Below are 22,665 nucleotides of genomic sequence, written 5' to 3'. Positions count from 1 at the left end.
AAGGGAGGAATTTAAGAGAAAAGTTGGTGAGCTATAGTGAAGAGTGTATTGAAAAATCGTTCTTTCTTTTTTATGTGGATTGGTAGTGCAATCTCAGAATTAGGAGGGGCTTTCGGAACGTTATGTAATTCAATTCTAGTATATGAGTTAACAGGATCGGAAATGGCTTTAAGTAGTATGTGGCTATTATATTTCATCCCATCACTCATACTGCAATTAATAAGTGGCCCATTTATTGATAAATGGAGCCGAAAGTGGATTATGATTTTTTCACAATGGATACGATCATCCGTATTCTTATTACCTTTGATGATGCTAGTTACAGGTAGTATAGAAGTTTGGCATATTTATGTTGTTCAAATTGTAGTGGGACTTATTACACCTCTTTATACACCTGCGAGTCAGGCAATTACACCGAGCATTGTAAGTAAAGAACAACTTCAAGACGCAAATGCGTATATTGATGGAATGACTCGTCTCATGATGTTTCTTGCACCAGTATTAGGTGGAGTAGTAATTCATTTCATTGGAACAGAACTTACATTATCTTTCGTATGTATTTGTCTATTTGTTAGTGGTGCTTTCTTACTTTATATAGAAGAAAGGAGAACTACAACAGATATACGAAAAACGTGGCTAGAACAATTCCTTCAAGGTTTTACATATTTTTTTACAAAACCAATCATCGTTTGGCTCGGTATATTTCTTACTTTCGTACAGTTTGGAGTAGGGGTAACGATGGTTACAAATCTTCCATATATAAAAGATGAGCTGTCAGCGGGATATGCAGAGTTCGGCTATTTCATGGCAGGTTTTCCACTTGGCTACGTAATTGGCTCAGTATTAGTCGGAAAAGTAACATATAAAAGCCGGCGTATACTTATGCTTGGAGGATTGTTTATAGGGGGACTCACATACATTTCGCTAGGGTTCAATCATAGTATTATCATTGCAATAATAATTGAAGTAATAGCAGGGATTTGTATTGCATTTTTCAATGTTCATAACACGACAATATGCCAACAAACCGTCCAAAATAATATGATAGGACAAGTATTTTCAGTGCGTTTATTTTTTATACGATCCGCTATGCCATTAGGTGTGTTAGTAGGGGGAATATTGAGTGAAATGTGGGGAGTAAGAGCACTATATGTAATCATCGGTGCAATTATATGTGTTACCTCTTTAATAGGAATGTTACTTCCGTATTTCAAATTTTTAGATGAGGCGATAGAAAAGAAATCAGCATAATTCAAAAAATTAAAACTTTACAATTGAAAATAATTATCATAATCAATTATAATAGAAGCATACTAGTATTCGTATTACAAAGAGGGAGTGGGATATATGTTTATCGAAACGAAAACATTTACAGTAAAAGAAGGTACATCAAATATAGTTGTAGAACGTTTCACTGGAGAAGGTATTATTGAAAAATTTGAAGGCTTTATCGATTTAAGTGTTCTCGTGAAAAAAGTAAGACGCGGCGACGAAGAAGTTGTCGTAATGATTCGCTGGGAATCTGAAGAAGCATGGAAAAACTGGGAAACAAGTGAAGAACACTTAGCTGGACATAGAGCAGGCCGTGGTAAACCAAAACCAGATCATATTATTAATGTGGATCACGCAGTTTATTATGTGAAATCGTCGAAATCGGCTTATCAGCAGTCTTAATATACAAGCAGAGGATACATGTTGTAGAAGCAAACATGTATCCTCTTTTTTATTACTGGGGGGATGTAAATGATAGGAAATCTTTCATTCATTAAAAAAATGTTCTAGGATATAGAAAAAAATATTAGACTTATAAAGCATAGTCTTAGATGGAACGCTTGAATATCTTGCCTTACATATTTAAGGGTTATGAAAATGAGTCTATATCCCTTCTGTTTAAAAGGAGATGAGTACATGAAGCTGAATCATGTAAATTTATGTGTTGATGACTTATCAGAAGCGAGACATTTCTTTGAAACATTTTTTGATTTTCAATTTTTGGAACAAAAAGGGAAAGCACTTGTAGTTATGAGTGATGAGAGTGGATTTATACTTGTGCTAAGTGATCCAAAAGCATTTAAAGGGAATAAGGAAGTTACGTATCCGGAAGCTTTTCATATTGGTTTTTTAGTGGAAACTACAAATGAAGTGGATCAAGCGTATAATCGTTTAGTAGCAGGCGGCATTGAAATAGATAAGGAACCTTATTCGATGCGAGGTAGTAGTTATGGTTTTTATTTTACAGTATTTAATGGCTTATTAATTGAAGTGTCTTGTCTTAATTATAGAGAAGGTAAGAAAATTTCAAAGCTTAATAGTAATCATCAAGAGTAATCATTTGAAGGTGTATATTTAGCCCCTTATCCAGTTTGGAAAGGGGCTTGTTTATTTTATTACCTTATTTATCTTACTATTTGTGGATTGATTATAGTCTCACCTTATTTGTCTATCTGAATTTCAAATTCAAGCACAGCTTGATCTTTCCTAAACGGGATACTGAGTTCTTTAAATCGTAAGCTTATTCCAGACAAATTATCAGGAAGGACAGGAGATATAACGAATTGATGATTCATATGTCCATCGGTGCCACCACCACCTTCTGACCAGCAATCGTATGTATCATCTATTGATAATTGGAAGAAACTATGAGGCTTATTTTCAATAAAATCTTCATCCGTGGAATCCCAATCGCTATATAAATAAACTACACTAGCATTTGCATATTGCCGAATAAAAGTTACAGTATACATGACGCCATTATGTTCATAAGTTTTAAAAACAGGTACATGTTTTTTGAAGCCAGTTGGTTCAACGCGAGGTTTAAATTCTTCTTCATCCATCATGGAAGAGAATAATGAGTTTAGATAGTCTGGATAACATTCGTATTGCTTAGCCCATTTATAAATCGCTTCATCATGTGGAAAACCTGGGTCATCACCTGAAAGTTCTTTTCGTTCTTTTAATAGGGCGCAAATTTTTTCATCAATAGAGTATAAGCGTTCATCGTAATGATCGGTAGGACGTTCGAAAGTCATTCTTCGCATAATCATTCCTCCTTTACTTTATTTTAACAAAAAAGACAGACTAATAAATAGTCTGTCTTTTTACATTAATTCTTCACATCATCATAAAGTTCAAGCGCCTCTTTCACATTCAATCTATTCTTCACAATACCATGTATTGCTTGAATCATCGCAGCTGGGTGCTCAGATTGCCATATGTTTCGGCCCATGTCTACTCCGATCGCGCCTTCTTGCAGTGCATTGTACGTAATGTTTAATGCGTCTTCGATTGAATCTAGTTTTGGGCCACCCGCGATGACAACTGGGGCAGGGCATGTGCTCGTTATTTTTTCGAATCCTTCGCAGTAATACGTTTTAATAATATCAGCACCCATTTCAACACATACGCGGGAAGCAAGTGCTAGAAAGCGAGCTTCACGTTTTTGTAATTCCTTTGCGACTGCGGTAATACCGAGTACTGGTAGGCCGTAATCGTGAGCTTCAGAAACTACATTTGCGAGATTCGAAACAGTTTGTGTTTCATAGTCTGATCCGACAAAAACAGAAACGCCAACGCCAATTGCGTTTTGCTTCACTGCTTCTTTTACAGGTGTAACAATTGTTTCATTCGCTAAATCTTTACCGACGACAGTAGCGCCGCCAGATACACGCATAACCATCGGTGTACTGCAGTTTTCAGGAATACAGGAGCTAAGTACACCGCGCGTTAAAAAGAGGGAGTCTGTATAAGGAAGTAAGTTTTTTACTGTTTCAAGTGGTTGTTCTAGTCCGTGAATTGGTCCTAAGAAATATCCGTGATCTATTGCTAACATAACCGCTCTACCATCAGGTAAAATTGTATTTAATCGATTTTTAAATCCCCAAGTCATTCGAAATCACTCCTTCGTTAATGTTGGATTTTCCGTTTGTACCGTATCTTTATTTGGTAAATGTGGTGACTTTATAAAAACAGCTTTAAAAGGTTTATCAGAATGGTTAATCAGATAGTGAGATTCATGAGGGCGAACTTGCAGGACATCACCTTGTTTAATCGGAACTCTTTCGTTATTTACATAGAAGTCTATTTCACCTTCTAACGCATAAAAAACTTCTTCACACGTTGTATGATAGTGATTTTGAAACTCTTGCCCAGGCTGAATGACAACAAGACCAAGATCAATATTCGGGCCTTGTATTAAATATTTCGGCCCGTTATCACCGAAGCGATAGGAGAAATCATTTTCATTCGCTTTTAACATACAGTTCACTCCTTTATGTAAATGAGTTACAGTGCACCAGGTGCAATCCACATATGTGTTGTAAGTCCTTTGTCAGCTAAAGCGAGCTGACTGCTATACACGGTTTTCCATGTTTCATAGAATTCCTTGTATAGCTCGTGATTTTCAGTGATTGGTTCAAATGTATTTTCCCACTGTACAAATTGTTCGGCAGTCTCTTCCATAGATGAATATATGCCAGCGCCAACTCCAGCAGCAATCGCAGTTCCTAAAGCAGCTGCTTCTTTCACAACTGGTACTTTTACAGGTATGCCGAGTACGTCTGATAGAATTTGTGGCCATAGTTTCCCTTTAGCCGCACCGCCAGCAAAAACAACTTCAGAAGGGAATGTACCAGTAAGATTTTCAATTAGTTTTAAGTTTCCAAGTGTAACGAAGGCCGCATTTTCTTCAATAGCACGGAACATTTCCTTTTTTCCGCATTTGTCAGCGTCTAAACTTAAATTTAAGAATGAAGGTGCGGCATGACGCCAAGAAATGTAGTTCATAACGTTTGAAAAAGTAGGGATAATACCATATGAACCTACAGGTACGTCTTTCGCTTGTTCTTCTAATAATTCATAAGCGTCTACACCGAGTTTTTCAGCGAACTTTTTTTCTTCTTGGCAAAAAGCGTCTCGAAACCAACGCATAACGAGGCCAGGGAAAAAGGCAATCGTTTCATATTGCCAAAGGTTCGGAACGACGTGACAATTTACTCGAATTGCAGCATTTGGATCCATTGTTGACTCTGTAATATTCACTTCCTGTTGCCAAAAGCTGCCGCCGCATATTAAAGTTTGATTTGGCTTTACGACTCCAGTCCCGAGTGCTGCCATTTGAGCATCACCGCCGCCAGCGACGACAGGAATTCCTTCAAGTAAACCAGTTAGTGCTGCACACTCTTTTGTAACATTACCAATCACAGTGCCAGCTTCATTTACTTTTGGTGAAAATGGCAACGTTATACCACATTCTTTAGCGACATCGTTATCCCAATTTCTATTTTGTAAATCAAAGATTCCGGACGTACAACCGTTGGAAGGGTCGATTTGCAGTACGCCGCTTAATTTATACAAAATCCAATCATTTAACATCGTAAAGGAGTGAATATTGTTGTAGACGTCTGGTTCATGTTTTTTAATCCAAAGTAGACGTGGTAAAGCACTCAATGAAAAAGTTTGCCCAGATTTTCTGTATAAATCTTCTTCAAGATGTGAGCGGATTTCTTTTAGCTCACTAACTTCAGCGGATGCACGGCCATCAACATTTGCACATGCCCATATTTCTTGCCCATTTTTATCATATAAAACAAAACCTTCTCGCATACTTGTAGCGCTAATAGCTTGAATAGAAGAGGGAGGTATATTACTTTTTTGCAGAACTTCTTTCGTACACTGTTGTACAAGTTGCCAGTTTTCTTTTACATCAAAATTCATAGAACCGGGGTAACGAGGATCAGTTTTATGAACCCATTCTTTTTGGCTTACTGCAATTTGATTGCCATGTAAATCAAAGAGAACAGCTCGTATGCTTCCTGTACCAGCATCGAAAGCTAATAAAGTAGACATTAAGAATCACCTTCCTTTCTTAATAAGGAGAGCGCAGTTTCTTCATCAGTAATTAATGTATGAATAAATCTCCCTTTTAAAGCCCCATAAATGGCATCTATCTTTTGAGTACCTCCAGCCACACCAATGACATGCTTCATACTGCGAAGAATCGTAAGTGGTGTGCCAATTAGACGATTATGATGCGAGAGCTCTAATAACTCACCATTCGTATTATAAAACTGTCCTAAAATATCGCCCGCCCCATTTTGACTTCGAATATATGTCATTTCACGTAGCGTTAATTTTTCTTCTTTTACAATCGTAGCGTCTTGAGATAACCCGCCAATACCGACAACTGCTGTATGTGCAAGTGAAGCGACATGAAGCATATCTTTCACACTTGGTTCTGATAAAATACTTTGTGCCATTTCAGTAGAAGATGCTAGAAAAGGAGTAGGAATAATGTGAAGATCACCTTGCATGTAGTGTAAATAGTTTTGTTTTCTTGGAAGATAGTGGTTTACTCCCCCTGTTAGCGTTACGAATGAAAGATTAATAGAACTTTCAAAATGAATGTTTTCTAGCATTTTACTTATTGTTTCACCCCAGCCGATGCCGAGTAAATCACCTTGTTGGAGATGAGTCTCTAAATATTGTGCAGCGGCTTTTCCGAGAGAAGTAGCATAATTGGCTATTGGAGTAGGGATAATAAAGGCATCTTTCAAGTGGAACTTTTTCATTAAGTCACGTTCAATGCTCAAGCAATGCAAACCGGTCCCTTTTACGTGAAATGTAACGATACCTTCACTGCGTGCCTTATCTAATAACCGGACGACTTTATTTCTTGAAATATGAAGAAGTGAAGCAATCTCTTGTTGTGTTAATTGATCTTTATAATAGTACCAAGCTACTTTAGTTAATAAATTTTCTTCAAAGTTCAGCTGTGACATACTCTTCATCCCTTTCAACAATTGACCAATGCTTAAACATATGTGTCACATATTTTGTTTATTCCAGTTGAAACGATTAATAGTACATTGAAAAAAGTGTTCTAGATATAAAAAAAGGAATATACAATGCTACAAAACAAGTAGAACAAATAATCATTTTCTCAAAAAATGTTCTGGATAAAGGCAGGTGACATCATGTGGAGAACGTACCTTTATTACAAATAAAGAAAATGAGTAAGGCGTTTTTAAATCAACTTGTATTAAAAGAAGTGAACTTACAAGTAGAGCGTGGAGATATATACGCTTTAGTGGGGGGGAATGGCGCCGGGAAATCAACATTAATGAAAATATTAACGGGGTTATATTCGTATGATGATGGAGAGATGTATGTAAAAGGAATGAAGCAACAGTTTTCAAATCCGTCAGAAGCACATAGAAAAGGTATTTATTTAATACCGCAAGAACCACTCATTTTTCCGCATATGACTATTGAAGAAAATATATGTATCGGGTTAAAAGAAAAGAAAAAGAAACTAAGAGTACAGATTCAGCAATTGATTAACAGTCTAGGGTGGGATATTGACCTTTATGAGTTAGGAGCATCATTATCCATTGCGCAGCAACAGTTAGTAGAAATCGTTAGAGGATTAATAAGAGAAGCTGAGATTCTTATTCTAGATGAGCCAACATCGACATTAACAACACACGAAATTAAGAGTCTTTTTGTGTTGATGAAAAGTTTACAAGAAAAAGGAATTGGGATGATTTATATTACGCATCGTTTTCCAGAAATCTTTGAAATTGCCAACAAAGTAGCAATACTACGTGATGGAATGATTGTAAGCCAAGGTGATGTATGTGACTATACATATGACATGCTAATGGAGGGACTATTGCCAAAAGGATATAAACAGAAAGAGAAAATAGAAGTAGTTCAAGAGACAGCAAGGACGAAAAAAATATTAGAAGTGGTTGATATAAATGGTCACGCATTCAAAAATATATCATTCACTGTACATGCGGGAGAGGTTGTAGGTGTTGCTGGCATTATAGGATCTGGCAGAACGGAATTAGCAGAAGCGATATTTGGATTGAAAACTATAAAATCAGGGTCTATCTTATTAGATGGAAAATCAATTGATACGTGTTCTTTGCATAAAAGGCTAGACGAAGGACTAGTTTATGTGCCAGAGGATAGGGCGAGGAATGGAATTTTCTCAATTGCTTCTGTTAAAGAAAATATTGCAGCAGCAAGTTTACAGCAAAATAATCGCTTTTTTATAAATCAAGAAAAAGAAAGCGCTTTAGTTAATTTTTTTATAGAACAATTCCGAATTGTTGTACAGAATATGAATGAAGAACTCGCATCTTTATCGGGAGGAAATCAGCAAAAAGTCGTACTTGCGAAGTATCTCGCATGTAATCCGAAAATTATTATTCTTGATGAACCGACTCGCGGAATTGATGCGAAAGCAAGGCTTGAAGTGTATGAGACGATAGAAAAAATGAAAAGGGAAGGACTTGCAATTTTATTAATCTCTTCAGATGTTGAAGAAATTGTTCAATTAGTAAACCGTGTATATGTAATGAGAAATGGACGATTTGTTTCTCATATGGAAAAAGAACAACTGAGTGTGAATGAAGTTACACGCCTTGCAAACGGAGGTGTAGCGAAATGAAACGTATGTTAAAAATGCATGAAACGTCTATCATACTGTTACTACTAATGTATATAGCTATTGTAGGAATGATAAACCCTAGTTTTATTCAATTTGATTCATTATCTTTAATGATGAAATCTAGCGTTATTTTAGTCGTGCTAGCAATTGGCCAATCGTTCGTCTTATTTACGAAAAATATAGATGTATCAGTTGGTTCAAGCATGGGGTTAAGTGCAGTAGTTTGCGGAATGATGTTAACGAATGGGGATAGTGCATTCTTGTCGATATTTGTAGCTATTATACTTGGGGCCATTATCGGTTTCGTAAATGGTATTGGAGTTGCGAAGTTTCGGGTACCAGCCATTATTATGACATTAGGCATGTTAGGAATTGTTAGAGGTGCAATGTTAATTTTCACAGGCGGGAAGTGGATTGAAGATATTCCAAACGATTTTAAGCAGCTGTCATCTATCATCATTCTTGGTTTACCTATAACTGTATGGTTCGTTTTTATTATTTTACTACTACTATACTTCTTTTTAAGAAAAGTGCCATTGGGAAGATACTTTTATGCAGTAGGTGATAATGAAGATGGCGCGAGGCTTATTGGTATACCTGTTAATAAAGTGAAGATATATGCGTTTATGATTTCAGGCATAAGCGCTGCGCTCGCTGGTTGCATATTTGTTATGAATATCGGGTTCGTCCCAAATCAAACAGGTACAGGATTAGAATTACAAGTAATCGCAGCCGCTGTACTAGGAGGAATTCATTTAAAAGGAGGAACAGGTTCTATATTTGGAGCTGCATTAGGAGCGTTATTTTTAGAAACAATAAGCAGCTCACTCGTCTTTTTAAAAATACCAGCATTTTGGAATAATGCCATTTCAGGTTTTTTATTATTACTCATCATCATATTAGATAGTGTTATGAAAAAGTGGAAGGCAAAAAGGAGGATGAATCTATGAAGTATTTATATAGATGGGAAGGGGTTCTAATTGTATTACTTCTTATAGAATTCATCCTTTTTAGTTTTATAAATAGTGATTTCTTAAATATTAGTAATCTCCTTTTTAGTACAAATGATTTCCTATTTATCGCAATTGCGGCGATACCAATGACTTTCGTTATTGTAACAGGAGGAATTGATGTATCGGTCGGATCAATAATGGGGCTCACTTCGATCTTGATTGGTGTACTTTGGATGAACGGAATACCTATTTTGTTTGCTGTCATAATCGCCCTAATAATTAGTTGTTTAGCAGGCGCTTCAAACGGACTCATTATAAAAATGACGGATGTAGAACCACTCGTCGTTACACTCGGAACGATGTTTTTATACGGAGGAATTGCACTCGTCATTTCAGGAGGAGCAGGTGCTTCTGGGTATGAAGGAATAAGCGGTTTACCTGACACATTTGTACAACTGGCAAACGGTAGTTTTATAGGAATACCGAATTTATTATGGCTACTGATCGTATTAACAGTTTTATATACTGTATTATTTCACCGAACTATATACGGGCGCCATGTAAAATTAACAGGAGCGAACGAAAATACAGCAAAATACACCGGGATTAAAACGAAAAAAGTAGTCATTATCGCTTACATACTTTCTGGGTTAGGAGGTGGATTAGGAGGTGCTTTCTTAACCGCATATTTTGGTTCCGCACGTGCTGATATGGGAAATGAAACAATTTTACCAATCATTACAGCAGTCGTATTAGGCGGGACACTTATTACGGGAGGAAAAGGAAGTATTATTGGTACTGTACTAGCGAGTATTTTTATTGGGCTCATGCAGTATGGTTTGCAAATGACGGGTTTAACAAATGAACAATCCAACGTAGTAATTGGTATGATTCTTATTCTTTCAGTTATTATGAGACATTTCAAATTACATCAATTCTTAGCAGGGAAAAGACGAAATTTGCATAAGGGGGAAATGTCATGAAGAGAAAACTAGGGATTGTATTGATTGTATGTATTTGTTTAATTGGTTTAATCGCTTGTTCCAGTCAAACGGCAGATAAGAAAAAAGCTGATGATGTGAAATTTGCATTTATCCCGAAGTTAACTGGAGTTGGCTTCTTTACATCGGGAGGTGAAGGAGCAAAGGAGATGGGAGAGAAGCTAGGCGTACAAGTGAAATATGATGGGCCGTCTGAAGCGAGTGTATCAGGGCAAGTAAAGTATATAAATAATTTTATTAACCAAAACTATGATGCACTTATGGTTTCCTCTACATCAGTTGATGGTTTATCGCAATCACTACAACGTGCTAAGAAAAAAGGAATGACCGTCTTAACGTGGGATTCTGATGTGAATCCGAAAGACCGTTCCTTTTATATCAGCCAAGGAACACCAGACCAACTTGCTAACTTATTAATTGAAATGACTTCTAAGCAAATTGGAGATAAAGGAAAAGTAGCCTTCTTTTACTCTAGCCCAACAGTAACAGATCAAAACCAATGGGTAACGAAAGCGAAAGAAATTATTAAAAAGAAATATCCGAACTGGGAAATTATAACGACGCAGTACGGTGAAAATAATGCACAAAAATCTTTATCTGTAGGGGAGAACATATTAAAAACGTATCCAGATATTAACGCAGTTATTTGTCCAGATGCAACAGCACTCCCAGCCATGGCGCAAGCAGCTGAAAACTTAAAAATGGATAAAAAAGTAGTGGTAACTGGATTTTCTACACCGAACGTTATGCGTGATTATGTAAAACGAGGAACAGTACAACAATTCGGATTATGGGATGTCAAACAGCAAGGTGCGTTGGCAACTTATGTAGCAAATGAAATTGTTGTAAAAGGAAAGAAGTTAAAAGTAGGGGATAGCTTTGAAGTAAAAGGAATCGGAAAAGTGAAAGTAGAGCCAAACTCCATTCAAGGATATGATTATGAGGCAGAAGGAAACGGAATTATCGTATTGCCAGAACGAGTTGTATTTATGAAAGATAATATTGATAAGTATAATTTTTAATAGACAAAAAAAACGTCCGAATATATCGGACGTTTTTTTTATTTCTTCATTAATTATGAACAGTTTCTTTTTCGTTTAATCCAAGTGTACGACCAGTCGAAGTGTGAAGATCTTGGAACAATCTTGGATTTTCAGTTAGTGAAATGCCATATGAAGGAATCATTTCTTTTATTTTTTCTTCCCATTCTACCATGCGGCTTGGGAAACATTTTTCTAATACTTCAAGCATGACGTGAACAGCAGTAGAAGCACCTGGTGATGCACCTAGTAATGCGGCGATTGAGCCGTCAGCTGCACTTACTACTTCTGTACCAAATTGAAGTGTTCCTTTACCGCCAGCATCAGTATCTTTAATTACTTGTACACGTTGTCCAGCAACTACAATATCCCAATCTTCACTTTGCGCGTTCGGAATGAATTCGCGTAATTCTTCCATACGTTTTTCATGTGATAACATAACTTGCTGAATTAAGTATTTTGTAAGTCCCATTTCTTTTACACCAGCAGCTAACATCGTTAAGACGTTATTCGGTTTTACAGAACCGATTAAGTCAAGGTTTGAGCCAGTTTTTAAGAATTTAGGTGAAAAGCCTGCGAATGGTCCAAACAGTAAAGCTTTTTTATTGTCTATATATCTCGTATCTAGATGAGGTACAGACATTGGCGGAGCGCCAACTTTAGCTTTACCGTACACTTTCGCATGATGCTGCTCTACAACTTTTTGGTTTTTACATACCATAAATAGTCCACTTACCGGGAATCCACCGATATGCTTTGATTCAGGGATACCAGTCTTTTGAAGTAGAGGTAGGCTACCGCCACCGCCGCCAATAAAGACGAATTTAGCAGTATGATGTTCAATTTTACCACTATTCATATCGTGTACTTTTACTTCCCACAAACCATTTTTCGTGCGCTTAATATTTTCGACACTATGCTTGTAGTTTAGCTCGACATTTTTTGTTTTTAAGTAATCAAACAACATACGTGTTAATGCACCGAAGTTAACATCTGTTCCAGAGTCAATCTTCGTTGCCGCCATCACTTCATTAGATGTGCGGCCTTCCATAATGAGTGGAAGCCATTTTTTTAATGTTTCAGGAGCATCAGAAAATTCCATTCCTTGAAACAGTGGATTTTTTGAAAGCGCTTCAAAACGGTTTTTTAGAAACTCAACATTTTTTTCCCCTTGTACTAAACTCATATGAGGTAGTGGCATAATAAAATCTTGTGGATTACGAATTAATTTGCTCTTTACAAGATATGCCCAAAATTGTCTTGAAAGCTGGAATTGCTCATTCACTTTTACAGCCTTACTAATATCTATAGATCCGTCAGATTTTTCGGAAGTATAGTTCAGTTCGCATAGCGCAGAATGCCCTGTACCTGCATTATTCCATTCGTTAGAGCTTTCTTCCCCGGCACTTGCGAGTTTTTCAAAAACTTTAATTTCCCATTCTGGTGCCAATTCTTTTAGTAATGAGCCTAACGTTGCACTCATAATTCCTGCACCAATTAAGATAACGTCTGTTTTTTGCTGCATGTTGCTCATGATAATCTCTCCATCCCCTATATTGGCAAAAAAGTGTAGGTGTTTTCTATGTCTAAGCCGTAAAAGAGAAACACCGCCTAGGCCCCACCTAGGTGTATACCTTTTTTGTCTCAATTATATAACCATCTCATACTCTATTATAATAATTAATAGACTAAAATATCTAGTGTTATCTGATAATTTTAAACTATTTAACGTTTTATTCGCTAAAAATCTTATTTAACAAGCTCTTTTAAGGTGATAAATAGAAAAAAATTACAGTTTGAAATTATCTCGAAAAAGCTTACGTATCCTTAAGTGACTAAATCGAGTACCTTTTTATGGGGTTTTTCTTTCTGTAATGGTAAGATTATTCTGAAAAATAAAAAGGAGGTATTCTAATGCGTACAAAAGAACAAATTTCAAACTTATTTCGAAACTTCTCAATAAAGGAATGTACAGGGTCAAGTGATTTATATGAATATTTATCAATGAAAATTGCTGAAGATGAGGAAGTACTTACACTATCGTTCTATGCTCAAGCAGGTCAACCAGTCCCAAACTTATTATTAGGTGCAGTACATTATTTATTATTAGCAGGGAAAGAACATCATTTAAAAACGTATTATAGTAGTTTAGTTGAAAATGCTGATACAAATTTAAATAAAGCTTTTGATCATTTTAAAGATTTCTGTAAAGAGTACCGAGAAGACATCATTACATTGTTACAAACGAAACTCGTTCAAACGAATGAAGTAAGACGGTGTGCATACTTATACCCAAGTTTCTGCTACATATTTAACAAAGTGAAGAAGCCGTTAGCGTTAATTGAAATTGGGACAAGTTCTGGGTTACAACTGTTCTGGGACCAATATCGTTATTCGTACGGAACGGATGAAATGTACGGAAATATAAATTCAAATGTGCATGTAACTTCTGAAATAAGAGGAGAGAATGTGCCGCGTTTTCTAAAAGAAAGCCCATCTGTCGTAGAAAGAATCGGACTGGACTTACATGTGAATGATTTACATAATGAGGAAGATTATTTATGGTTACGTGCTTTAATTTGGCCAGAACATAAAGAAAGGCTTGAGATGTTTGATCAAGCTGCATCTTTAGTGAAAAATGAATCTGTCCAATTCATAGAAGGAGACGGTGTAGAGCTATTATCATCTATTATTGAACAAATAAGTGAAGAAGCTGTTATTTGTATTTTCCATACACACGTCGCAAATCAAATACCAGAACAAGTAAAACATAAGTTAGAAAAACAAATACAAGAAATTGGCGCGAAACGTGATGTATTCCACCTTTATAACAACATGTGGGATCGTGACCTTCATATTGATTATTATATTAACGGAAACGAATATCGTGAAACGGTTGGAGAAACAGAAGGGCATGGGAAATGGTTTAGCTGGAAGATTGGAAATGAGACGCTTATTTAGATTAATAGGGGCGCCCTCACTTGTAAAAGATGGGGCCATAGGCTCAATCATGGACTAAATGGTTAAGGAATAAATTTATTAGTAACATACAAAAAATGCTTGGGAGAAATCCTAAGCGTTTTTTGTATTACATTTAAAGCCCATAATGGATCATGTACTTTTGTTCTGCTGTAGCTTGTTCAATTTTTGAAGCTAACTCATTCAGCTCATCAGAATTTATGAAGAACTTTGAAGATGTAACTGTTTCATAGAAAATTGCTAATGATTCAGGCGGGATAATTGTAATACCGTAATGAGCTAAACCGTGTTCTTGATTTTTGACTGTATGAAAGTAGGTTTTCATAATTGATAAATTTCGATTTAAGCTACTGATAATATCATCATCAACAGAAATACAATGATATTTCTCTGGTGTATAATCTTCGTAATTTTTTTGAGAAGTAAAATGGTCAATTATTCCAAAATCATGGACACATGCCATCATTATCATCCTTTCAGCTTTAATAAAGTGAGTTCTATTAAAGTAAAATGGTCATTCGTTTAAGTGTAATAGAAATAGTTATGTAGTTCATAAAATATCTTCGGTTCTTCTTCGTGAAGACAGTTTATTTATCGATAAACTCATCGGGAGCCCAAGTGGCGATTTCATTCCCAGGTGCAGCGACTACAAGCCATTGCTCACATAGAACACCAGATTGCCAACATTCATAATAATCATGAAAACCATTTACAAAAATAATTTGTCCACTATCTAATGTAATAATTAAATGAGGGCTTTCTAAGCCAAGTTGTATATCGGTAACTTTTTGTCTTCTTACCTTAAATATTCTTTCATATTCTTCTTCCTCAGAATAAACTTCAAATTCATCTTCATTTAATGGGTATCTTTTTTGAGGTTTATTAAATAAACACCATTTGGATTCGATATTGATATATAATTGTCCGTCATAATCAACTGAGTCGTGAAAGTTTGTGAAATGAATCTTTATAGCGGCTGGAGAAATACCAAATTGTAATCCATCAACTTGTGATCCGATGAATAGATTTTTTAACACTTTTTCAGCGTAAATTTTATCCTCTTGATTCATTCTTGAAATCCTCCTTTTCTTAAAAATATACCTTATATTTTTATTGTAATAAATAAATTTTCATGTAAAATGAACCTTTTGTAAAAAACGAGCGAATATAGTGTGAAAGATTACGAGAGGGGAACGAAACTTTGGATGAAGTACAATTAAAAGAATGGCTATATAAAATGGAGTCTGGGGACCAAGAAGCCTTTCAGATTATTTATGAATATACATGTAAAGATATTTATAGAACAGTAGTATTTTTAGTAGGAAGTCAAAACCAAGATGTAGACGATATAGTTAATGAAGTGTACATCAACATGTGGAAGTCCATAACAAACTATGATAGGAATCGTTCATTTCGTTTTTGGTTACATGGACTAGTTGTCAAGGAAGTACAGGATTGGCGCCGTAAATCGTGGCGACGATTTCGAATCTTTGAAAAGAAGAAAATGTATGAACAAGATCGGTCTTACATAATGGATGAAGCTATTTTACATAAAGAAACACGAAGTGAATTAGTAGAAGTTGTACAAAATTTATCTTATAAACATCGTGAAGTAGTTATTATGCGTTACTTCCATGAATATAGATTGGATGAAATTGCTGCACTTCTTCAAACCCCTATTGGTACAGTGAAATCTCGACTACACACAGCACTAAAACGATTAAGAATGGAAATGGAGCAAATGCCAAACGAAAGGGAGGAAGAAGTAAATGGATTTTGAAAGATATGTAACAAATGAACTAAAAAGAAAAGCAGAGAATATAGAGCCGTCTCCAAATTTATATAATAAAGTGCAAACCTCTTTTTATAAATACCAACAGTCGAAAATGAAAAGGAAGGTTTCTATGAAGAAAAAGTTATTACTTGGCTTTGTAGCTGCGGCAATTTTAATACCGACCGGTACTTTTGCAGGTACAACATTAATGGATAAAATTGTAGGGACACCAGAAAAAGCAAGACAAGATATGGGAATGACTGAGGATGGTTATAATGGCGTGATGGAACGTATAGAAATTGCTAAAAGTATATTTACAGAAAAGGACTTTGATAAGTATGTAACTTTATTACAGGAATCGTACTATTTTTATAAAAAAGTAAGTGTCGTAGAGAATGGAAAAAGACAATATACAGCAACCGATCGTCTAAATGCTGATGAAGAAACGAGAGATAGAGAAGTAATGGAACAATTACATACATATGAAGAAAGAATAGATCAACATTTTACCTATACATTTGAACAAGCTGAACAAATAACTGGTTTTCCGGTTAAGCATCCAACGTATATTCCAGTTGGACATCGATTAGTATTGGAAGAGGTAAAAGCCGAAGCAACACTTGGAAAACCTATGCCGCTTATTACGATGAGATATGAAAATCAAAATGTAAAAAAACAGCCACATACTTCAGATGCAGAATTAGGTTTTACAATTCATCAATTAGAAATTGTTGAAGGAGAATATAAAGATTACTTTATTGATAGACCATTTGATAAACCATCTGAAAGAGGACCTAATTTTACTGGAGATATAAAGAAATATAAATTAAATGGCTATAACGTTACATTCGGTGAGTATAAAGAATCGCATGTACGGGCTATGAAAATAGTTGTGCCAGCAAGGGAAGGAAGAAATGCATATCAAGTGTATATAAATGATAGTATGTTGTCTAAAAATGAGCTTGAGAAAGTTTTACTTTCGGTGGTGGAATAGAGAATGAGATTTCAGAAAAATGAAAGTAACTAGTTACTTTCATTTTTCTTTTATGATAATATGTTAGTAAGCACTTACTTACATATTGATTGGAGGAATAAAGATGGGGAAATTAACAGCACGAGAAAAAGTTATGGAAGCTGCTACGTTATTGTTTGGTGAAAAAGGATATACAGCGACAACAATTCGTGAAGTAGCAGAAAAAGCAGGGGTAAACGAGTTAACGATATTTCGTAATTTTAAAAATAAGGAAAATCTTTTTAGGGAGAGCATTATATTACGTACGACACCAGTGGCTTTGTTAGAGGAAATAGAAGAGCAGTTTACTGGTGATTTACATAAGGATTTGACGAAAGTGGCGGAAACATACATTCAAATCAATTTGCCAAAGCTAAATTATATTTGGGCTGCGCTAATAGAATCAAGACAAAATAGTGAAATGAAAGCATTACTACATGAGTTGAATTCACATCTAGTGAATCACTTAGAAAAATATTTAAAGCAACTTGGTGAGAAGGGACACATTTCTACCTGTAATTACCGTTTGATAGCGAATATGTTTTATGGACAATTGTTTTTATACATTATGAATGTAAGTATATCGGAAGAAGAAATTCAATTAGAAGAGTATATAGAGATATGTGTAAGTTTATTTGTGAGTGGCATTTTAAATCAATAAAACGAATAAGGGTGGCAGAAATGAGGAATAAATTTGCATTAATAGCTTTAATTGCAGGCTTTTTTATGGCGATTTTAGACTCAAATATTGTGAATATCACATTACCAGAAATGACAAAGACATTTCATACTTCAATTGATACAATTTCTTGGGTTGCTAATAGTTATAATGTTGCCTTTGTATCGTGTTTATTAATTGCAGCACGTCTGGCGGATCAGTTTGGTCGCAAGAAGCTATATATTATTGGCTTATTGGGATTTTCTATTAGTTCGTTTATGTGTGGTATAGCCACTTCTTTTCATACATTAGTAGCTTTTAGGATAATACAAGGAATTTCCGCAGCAGTTATCGTACCAGTTGCTATGCCGCTAGGTCTTAATTTAGTACCGAGAGAGAAACAAGGTATGATAGGAGGCATCATGGGAGCTTTTGGGGGATTAGCAGCGGCAATTGGCCCTTCACTTGGAGGCATTTTAACTGACAAATTGAATTGGAGCTGGGTGTTTTTTATTAATGTTCCAGTTGGTATATTATCTTTCATCTTCGTGATTCTTTGTATTAAGGAATCCTATGATCATGCTGCAAGCTCTAAAATAGATTGGGCAGGTATGATTACTTCTGCATCTGCACTATGCTTACTTGTATATGCACTCATACAAGTAAATACAAACCATTTAAGCACGATAAGCTTAATACTTCTTTTTATGCTCTCACTCATAGGTTTTATATTATTTTTTATCATTGAAAAGAAAAGTGAAAATCCAATGTTGCCATTAAAGTTATTCACAAATAAAGAGTTTTCAATCTCGACTTTTTCTTTATTCTTTGTTGGAATGGGATTAATGAACTTTTTGTTTATACTTGCTTTTTATTTCGTTCAAGTAGAAGGCATGTCTGAATTACAGTCAGGTTTAATAATTAGCACACTAGCGATTGTTTCAATGCTTGTTACAGTAATCGTAACACCAATTGCAGCAAATCGGGGAAGCTCATTAGTAGGTAGTATAGGGCTATTAACATTTATCGTAGCATCATATTTATTTAGTCAAATAGATTCAAATTTTACTACATGGGATTATATTTGGCGATTAATAATCGTTGGGATTGGAACTGGGTGCACATTAGCACCGTATACAACAACAGCAGTTATAAGTGTACCGATCGAAAAGTCAGGTGTTGCTGCAAGTATATGTAATATTTCTAGAACAGTTGGAAGTATTGTTGGGGTAGCAATACTGGTTATGTTTCTGAATCATCAGTTGTTAGTTGAAAAAGAGAAGATAAATAGGGAAGTAGTGACGGTGATTAAAAAAAGTGATTTGTCAAATTTAGAAAGGGAACAAGTATTGCAAGCAATAAATAAAAAACAACAGATAGTATTAAAAACTGATGAGGAGAACAAGATTTACAAGCAACTAAAGGAAAAATATAAGCAAGGAATTATTCGTAGTTATAATTTAGTATTTCTAATGGGTAGTACTATATTTTTTATTGCTTTTGCTTTTAGTATAGGAAGAGTCATTATAAGTAAAAAGAGAAATGAAAGAGCAATACATTGCACCACATAATATTGTTATGTAAACAAAAGAGCCTTTATACTAAACTGCTAAATAAACAATATAACATGCATGTTTACTTAGCAGTTTGAAAAATATTTAAACAGTTAAAAAAGCGGAATACTTTGCGGAAAGTTAAAGACATTTTTCGGATCATATTTTGCTTTTACTTCCATTAATCGGTCAAAGTTGCAACTGAAGTATGCATCTGGCCAATTTTTAATGTAAAGGTCAGGCGTATTAACGTAGACACCTTTTGTAAAGGGGAGCATTGCCAAACGGAAATCTTCAACCCATCGAATACTTCCACCAGCACCTTCTGGTTGCCCCCAAGTAGCGAATATTGACATGTTTGATAGTGCTTTTCGGTAAAAATAAGCAGTCGCCTCATTTGGCACTTCAGCAACAGCACCGCCTAATCCGTGGAAAAATACGGAGGTGGTGGAAAAGGGAGGTGCATTATTAATAAAGTGATCGATAATGGATAGTCCTTCTTCTGGTAGTAGTTCATACACATATGGACCTACACTTTTAAATGGTAAAGGTGTTGCAGGTTGCTTCTCAGCTATTTTCGCTGCTGCTTCTGCCCATGGTATTTCTTCGATAGTTACTTGCAGTGGTGAACCGGCTTCTAATAATGGCTGTAGTAGCGTCTGCAATTCTTGAACAGAACCGAGAAATACACCTTGCATTAATAATGATGGTTCTAATCCTGCAGACATAAAAAGAGTAGTTGTAAGTCGTTTATTAGCGCAAGGTAGCGTATATTCTTGCCAAGAGGTTAATACAGGTTTTAAATCTGATATCCCCCAGCTTATTTCTGCAAATCCTACCGTATTAATTTTATGTGTTCTAAACTTAAACGAAGTACATATTCCAAAGTTACCACCACCAGCACCGCGCGAAGCCCAATAGAGATCGGAGTTACACTTGGCGTTAGCGCGTATTATACAACCATTCGCGTCTACCATTTCTAATTCAAGTAAATGATCGAGAGTCAATCCAAACGGACGAGAGAGAATACTATGTCCGCCACCTAAAGTAACACCTGCGATCCCGGGAGTAGGACAAACACCACTCGGCACAACTAACCCTTCAGCAGCAAGTGTTTCAATTAAAGAAATATTTCTCCATCCAGTCCCAATAGTTACAGTTCCATTATTGTGATCTATTTCTAATTGTTTCATTTCACTTACATCAATTACAAGACCAGCATTACTGACGGATAATGCCTCATAATTATGACGTCCAGAGCGCATGCGTATAGGAACGTTATGTAGCCTTGACCAGCGAACCGCGTTTACTACATCCTGTGTATTTTGAGCAAAAACAATGATTAACGGAAATTTGTTGAAGAATGTATTGAATTCTTCACGCGCTGAATTATAATCAGGATCATTAGGTGTAACGATACGACCAGTAAGTTCAATTTTTTGATTATTCATTTCAGTCATCTCTCCTTGACGTGAAATATTTATAATGTGGAAATACAGAACATAAAGAAGAACTGACAATACTTTATAAGTAAATGAATAAAGGAAAAGGATTATTCCAATAAAGAAAAAGGCAGTGCTACATAAGTAGCACTGCCTTTTTGTAATTATATGTATGTGCTCAAAATTTCCCCAGATAATCCATCAATCTCACAAACTTTCTCCGATGTAAAACCTACGCTTAGTAAAATTTTACGAGAAGGGATATTATTTGGATCGATCATTGCTTTTAGTACGTTTACATCTGTTTGCTTCGCTATTAAAGCTAGTTGTTAATTTTTGATTATGTACGTACATACAATGTGTAATTAAGTGAATGATCAACATAGTAATTACAGAAAGGGTGAATGAAGCGTATGAATCAATTTGAGCAAATGATGTACGTTGGTGTCATCATGTCTACTGTACTATCCGTAATGATTTTAGGGTCCTTATATTATAATCCTCGACTATCGTTAACTGATTATCCGAAAGATATTCAAAAAGTAGTTTTTCCAAAATCGATTCATGAAAAAAAGCAAACCATTTACTTTAATATTGTATATAATGCTATTCTTTTCGGTTGTCCTTTCGTTTCTACATATATATTACATAAGCATGAAAAATTATTGTATATTGATGCTTATTTACACACTTTTGGTATTTTAATGATTTTCAATTTAGTAGATTTACTTATAATTGATTGGCTAATTTTTTGCTGGATTACTCCAAGGTTTGTTGTGATTCCTAGTACGGCAGGTATGAAAGGATATAAAGATTATAAGTTTCATTTAAGAGGGGCTATAGTCGCTACTCAAATTTTAGCAATCGTAAGTTTATTTTTGGCGGGAATTGCAACAACTATTTAGTGTGAAGAAGGGCATGGGGCTTTTATAAAAGATAAGGAGATTTATAATATATAGAATTAGAAATAAGAATTTGTTAGTATTGAAGTGAGGAGTTTTAATAACAGTATATTAAGCCGTATTAATATACTGTTGCAAATGTTTTGATATTATGTAAAATTATACAATTTTACAGAGACATTTGATAAAATTCAAAAAAATATAATGGAGGCTAATATGAAAAAAGTAATTGGCGCAGCAACAGCAACTATTTTTGGATTGGGGGCGTTTACCACAACTGCTACCGCAGAAACAATCGTAACAGCAGATGTACTTAACGTACGTGAAAAACCGACTACAGAATCAAAAGTGGTCGAAAAAGTAAAGAATGGGCAAGAGTTAAAAGTCATCAATACCGAAGATGGCTGGTCAAAAATTGAATTGAACGGTAAAGAAGTGTTTGTAAGTTCGGAGTTTACAAAAGATGTGTATCATGTAACGGCGAATTTGTTAAATGTACGTACCGAAGCAAACACAGATTCAGAAATTCTTGGCAGACTAAAAAAAGATGATGTAATTGAATCAACGCATCAAGTAAAAGACGGATGGCTGCAATTTGAGTATAAAGGAAAAACTGCTTATGCAAACGTTTCTTTCCTATCAAGTACAGCACCAACTGAAAAGAAAACTGAAGAGAAAACGGAGCAAGTAACGAAAGTACAAAAATCAGTTAAAGAAAAGAAAGAAGTAAAGACGCAGAAAGTAGCAAAAGCGAAAGAAACAACGAAAGCACAAGAAATAGTAAAGCCTAAAGAAGAAGTAAAAGTTAAAGAAGAACCGAAAGCACAAGAAATAGTAAAGCCTAAAGAAGAGGCAAAGGTTAAAGAAGAAGTAAAAGTTAAAGAAGAACCGAAAGC

At 35.3% G+C, this 22,665-nt stretch carries 23 protein-coding genes and 1 pseudogene; 14 read left to right on the top strand and 10 right to left on the bottom strand.

Features of this window, described 5'->3' with window-relative positions:
• Window positions 1-36 precede the first annotated feature (36 nt).
• The 3 genes from MR170_RS18020 (at window position 37) to MR170_RS18010 (ending at window position 2,328) form a co-directional block, all read left to right on the top strand.
• Window positions 37-1,251, top strand: coding sequence for an MFS transporter (locus MR170_RS18020; RefSeq protein WP_098285957.1), 1,215 nt, complete (start codon window positions 37-39; stop codon window positions 1,249-1,251).
• Between the two features lie 96 nt (window positions 1,252-1,347).
• The gene (gene hmoA, locus MR170_RS18015; protein WP_000469498.1) at window positions 1,348-1,674 is read left to right on the top strand and encodes a heme-degrading monooxygenase HmoA; all 327 of its coding nucleotides are present in this window, start codon (window positions 1,348-1,350) and stop codon (window positions 1,672-1,674) included.
• A gap of 234 nt (window positions 1,675-1,908) precedes the next feature.
• The gene (locus tag MR170_RS18010; protein ID WP_242308827.1) at window positions 1,909-2,328 is read left to right on the top strand and encodes a VOC family protein; all 420 of its coding nucleotides are present in this window, start codon (window positions 1,909-1,911) and stop codon (window positions 2,326-2,328) included.
• A 104-nt stretch (window positions 2,329-2,432) separates the two neighbouring features.
• On the opposite strand, the gene MR170_RS18005 is transcribed toward MR170_RS18010, so the two are convergent.
• The 5 genes from MR170_RS18005 to MR170_RS17985 form a co-directional block, all read right to left on the bottom strand.
• Window positions 2,433-3,038, bottom strand: a complete 606-nt coding sequence (locus tag MR170_RS18005; protein WP_242308826.1) for a hypothetical protein — start codon at window positions 3,036-3,038, stop codon at window positions 2,433-2,435.
• Window positions 3,039-3,103: 65 nt separating this feature from the next.
• Window positions 3,104-3,886, bottom strand: coding sequence for a 3-hydroxy-5-phosphonooxypentane-2,4-dione thiolase (gene lsrF, locus MR170_RS18000; RefSeq protein WP_000219780.1), 783 nt, complete (start codon window positions 3,884-3,886; stop codon window positions 3,104-3,106).
• A gap of 6 nt (window positions 3,887-3,892) precedes the next feature.
• Complete coding sequence (locus tag MR170_RS17995; protein WP_000909986.1) at window positions 3,893-4,255, bottom strand: cupin domain-containing protein; 363 nt, start codon at window positions 4,253-4,255, stop codon at window positions 3,893-3,895.
• Between the two features lie 26 nt (window positions 4,256-4,281).
• Window positions 4,282-5,844 carry an autoinducer-2 kinase gene (gene lsrK / locus MR170_RS17990; RefSeq protein ID WP_242308825.1) on the bottom strand — a complete coding sequence of 521 codons (1,563 nt, stop codon included), beginning with the start codon at window positions 5,842-5,844 and terminating at the stop codon, window positions 4,282-4,284.
• Window positions 5,844-6,794, bottom strand: coding sequence for a sugar-binding transcriptional regulator (locus MR170_RS17985; protein ID WP_141527053.1), 951 nt, complete (start codon window positions 6,792-6,794; stop codon window positions 5,844-5,846). Before MR170_RS17985 ends, lsrK begins: the two co-directional genes overlap by 1 nt.
• Before the next feature lie 179 nt (window positions 6,795-6,973).
• Here MR170_RS17985 and MR170_RS17980 point away from each other — a divergent pair, with 179 nt between their 5' ends.
• From MR170_RS17980 to lsrB, 4 genes are read left to right on the top strand one after another with little or no spacing between them, the layout of a single operon-like run.
• Complete coding sequence (locus tag MR170_RS17980; RefSeq protein WP_029442629.1) at window positions 6,974-8,455, top strand: sugar ABC transporter ATP-binding protein; 1,482 nt, start codon at window positions 6,974-6,976, stop codon at window positions 8,453-8,455.
• A complete protein-coding gene (locus MR170_RS17975; protein ID WP_242308824.1) occupies window positions 8,452-9,405 on the top strand; it encodes an ABC transporter permease subunit in 954 nt (317 codons plus the stop codon). The genes MR170_RS17980 and MR170_RS17975 overlap by 4 nt, the downstream gene beginning before the upstream one ends.
• Window positions 9,402-10,391 carry an ABC transporter permease gene (locus tag MR170_RS17970; RefSeq protein WP_242308823.1) on the top strand — a complete coding sequence of 330 codons (990 nt, stop codon included), beginning with the start codon at window positions 9,402-9,404 and terminating at the stop codon, window positions 10,389-10,391. The genes MR170_RS17975 and MR170_RS17970 overlap by 4 nt, the downstream gene beginning before the upstream one ends.
• Window positions 10,388-11,431, top strand: a complete 1,044-nt coding sequence (lsrB, locus tag MR170_RS17965; RefSeq protein WP_048565504.1) for an autoinducer 2 ABC transporter substrate-binding protein LsrB — start codon at window positions 10,388-10,390, stop codon at window positions 11,429-11,431. Before MR170_RS17970 ends, lsrB begins: the two co-directional genes overlap by 4 nt.
• 49 nt (window positions 11,432-11,480) lie before the next feature.
• On the opposite strand, the gene MR170_RS17960 is transcribed toward lsrB, so the two are convergent.
• Window positions 11,481-12,983: a malate:quinone oxidoreductase gene (locus MR170_RS17960; protein WP_242308821.1), complete on the bottom strand. Its 1,503-nt coding sequence runs from the start codon at window positions 12,981-12,983 to the stop codon at window positions 11,481-11,483.
• Window positions 12,984-13,363: 380 nt separating this feature from the next.
• Between MR170_RS17960 and MR170_RS17955 the strand changes: the two genes are divergently transcribed.
• Entirely contained in the window at window positions 13,364-14,410 is a 1,047-nt protein-coding gene (locus MR170_RS17955) for a DUF2332 domain-containing protein (RefSeq protein ID WP_242308820.1), read from the top strand.
• Window positions 14,411-14,543: 133 nt separating this feature from the next.
• Here the strand turns inward: MR170_RS17955 and MR170_RS17950 are convergent, their stop codons facing one another.
• Both MR170_RS17950 and MR170_RS17945 read right to left on the bottom strand, forming a co-directional pair.
• Window positions 14,544-14,894, bottom strand: a complete 351-nt coding sequence (locus tag MR170_RS17950) for a hypothetical protein (RefSeq protein ID WP_050844052.1) — start codon at window positions 14,892-14,894, stop codon at window positions 14,544-14,546.
• Between the two features lie 121 nt (window positions 14,895-15,015).
• Window positions 15,016-15,498, bottom strand: a complete 483-nt coding sequence (locus tag MR170_RS17945; RefSeq protein ID WP_050844050.1) for a hypothetical protein — start codon at window positions 15,496-15,498, stop codon at window positions 15,016-15,018.
• A 131-nt stretch (window positions 15,499-15,629) separates the two neighbouring features.
• Here MR170_RS17945 and MR170_RS17940 point away from each other — a divergent pair, with 131 nt between their 5' ends.
• The 4 genes from MR170_RS17940 to MR170_RS17925 all read left to right on the top strand — a co-directional run bounded on the left by MR170_RS17940 (window position 15,630) and on the right by MR170_RS17925 (window position 19,443).
• On the top strand, window positions 15,630-16,208 hold the full coding sequence (locus tag MR170_RS17940) for a sigma-70 family RNA polymerase sigma factor (protein WP_050844049.1): 579 nt from the start codon (window positions 15,630-15,632) through the stop codon (window positions 16,206-16,208).
• The gene (locus tag MR170_RS17935; protein ID WP_242308819.1) at window positions 16,198-17,196 is read left to right on the top strand and encodes a hypothetical protein; all 999 of its coding nucleotides are present in this window, start codon (window positions 16,198-16,200) and stop codon (window positions 17,194-17,196) included. The genes MR170_RS17940 and MR170_RS17935 overlap by 11 nt, the downstream gene beginning before the upstream one ends.
• Window positions 17,197-17,299: 103 nt before the next feature.
• Entirely contained in the window at window positions 17,300-17,875 is a 576-nt protein-coding gene (locus tag MR170_RS17930) for a TetR/AcrR family transcriptional regulator (protein ID WP_242308818.1), read from the top strand.
• 20 nt (window positions 17,876-17,895) lie between these two features.
• The gene (locus MR170_RS17925) at window positions 17,896-19,443 is read left to right on the top strand and encodes an MFS transporter (RefSeq protein ID WP_242308817.1); all 1,548 of its coding nucleotides are present in this window, start codon (window positions 17,896-17,898) and stop codon (window positions 19,441-19,443) included.
• A 95-nt stretch (window positions 19,444-19,538) separates the two neighbouring features.
• Here the strand turns inward: MR170_RS17925 and MR170_RS17920 are convergent, their stop codons facing one another.
• The gene (locus MR170_RS17920; protein WP_242308816.1) at window positions 19,539-20,876 is read right to left on the bottom strand and encodes an FAD-binding oxidoreductase; all 1,338 of its coding nucleotides are present in this window, start codon (window positions 20,874-20,876) and stop codon (window positions 19,539-19,541) included.
• A gap of 155 nt (window positions 20,877-21,031) precedes the next feature.
• A pseudogene (locus tag MR170_RS17915) lies at window positions 21,032-21,196 on the bottom strand (GNAT family N-acetyltransferase); the annotation flags it as partial.
• An 84-nt stretch (window positions 21,197-21,280) separates the two neighbouring features.
• Between MR170_RS17915 and MR170_RS17910 the strand changes: the two are divergent.
• Both MR170_RS17910 and MR170_RS17905 read left to right on the top strand, forming a co-directional pair.
• Window positions 21,281-21,772 carry a nitroreductase gene (locus tag MR170_RS17910; RefSeq protein ID WP_029442623.1) on the top strand — a complete coding sequence of 164 codons (492 nt, stop codon included), beginning with the start codon at window positions 21,281-21,283 and terminating at the stop codon, window positions 21,770-21,772.
• A 213-nt stretch (window positions 21,773-21,985) separates the two neighbouring features.
• Window positions 21,986-22,665 (top strand): SH3 domain-containing protein (locus MR170_RS17905; protein WP_242308815.1); only part of this gene is annotated, 680 nt, incomplete at its 3' end.

Origin of the sequence: Bacillus cereus group sp. BfR-BA-01524 (genome assembly GCF_022662595.1) — a bacterium.
Taxonomy (GTDB): Bacteria; Bacillota; Bacilli; order Bacillales; family Bacillaceae_G; genus Bacillus_A; species Bacillus_A thuringiensis_S.
Note: the sequence above shows the minus strand (reverse complement) of the source record. Positions and strands in the feature narration are given on the sequence as shown.

Bases quoted from the DNA above. Each gene is read 5' to 3' on its own strand.
- MR170_RS17930 (WP_242308818.1), top strand. From the start codon at position 17,300: ATGGGGAAATTAACAGCACGAGAAAAAGTTATGGAAGCTGCTACGTTA.
- lsrB (WP_048565504.1), top strand. From the start codon at position 10,388: ATGAAGAGAAAACTAGGGATTGTATTGATTGTATGTATTTGTTTAATT.
- hmoA (WP_000469498.1), top strand. From the start codon at position 1,348: ATGTTTATCGAAACGAAAACATTTACAGTAAAAGAAGGTACATCAAAT.
- MR170_RS17975 (WP_242308824.1), top strand. From the start codon at position 8,452: ATGAAACGTATGTTAAAAATGCATGAAACGTCTATCATACTGTTACTA.
- MR170_RS18005 (WP_242308826.1), bottom strand. From the start codon at position 3,038: ATGCGAAGAATGACTTTCGAACGTCCTACCGATCATTACGATGAACGC.
- MR170_RS17920 (WP_242308816.1), bottom strand. From the start codon at position 20,876: ATGAATAATCAAAAAATTGAACTTACTGGTCGTATCGTTACACCTAAT.
- lsrF (WP_000219780.1), bottom strand. From the start codon at position 3,886: ATGACTTGGGGATTTAAAAATCGATTAAATACAATTTTACCTGATGGT.
- MR170_RS17955 (WP_242308820.1), top strand. From the start codon at position 13,364: ATGCGTACAAAAGAACAAATTTCAAACTTATTTCGAAACTTCTCAATA.
- MR170_RS17995 (WP_000909986.1), bottom strand. From the start codon at position 4,255: ATGTTAAAAGCGAATGAAAATGATTTCTCCTATCGCTTCGGTGATAAC.
- MR170_RS17960 (WP_242308821.1), bottom strand. From the start codon at position 12,983: ATGAGCAACATGCAGCAAAAAACAGACGTTATCTTAATTGGTGCAGGA.
- lsrK (WP_242308825.1), bottom strand. From the start codon at position 5,844: ATGTCTACTTTATTAGCTTTCGATGCTGGTACAGGAAGCATACGAGCT.
- MR170_RS17950 (WP_050844052.1), bottom strand. From the start codon at position 14,894: ATGATGGCATGTGTCCATGATTTTGGAATAATTGACCATTTTACTTCT.
- MR170_RS17925 (WP_242308817.1), top strand. From the start codon at position 17,896: ATGAGGAATAAATTTGCATTAATAGCTTTAATTGCAGGCTTTTTTATG.
- MR170_RS17945 (WP_050844050.1), bottom strand. From the start codon at position 15,498: ATGAATCAAGAGGATAAAATTTACGCTGAAAAAGTGTTAAAAAATCTA.
- MR170_RS17910 (WP_029442623.1), top strand. From the start codon at position 21,281: ATGAATCAATTTGAGCAAATGATGTACGTTGGTGTCATCATGTCTACT.
- MR170_RS17970 (WP_242308823.1), top strand. From the start codon at position 9,402: ATGAAGTATTTATATAGATGGGAAGGGGTTCTAATTGTATTACTTCTT.
- MR170_RS17935 (WP_242308819.1), top strand. From the start codon at position 16,198: ATGGATTTTGAAAGATATGTAACAAATGAACTAAAAAGAAAAGCAGAG.
- MR170_RS18010 (WP_242308827.1), top strand. From the start codon at position 1,909: ATGAAGCTGAATCATGTAAATTTATGTGTTGATGACTTATCAGAAGCG.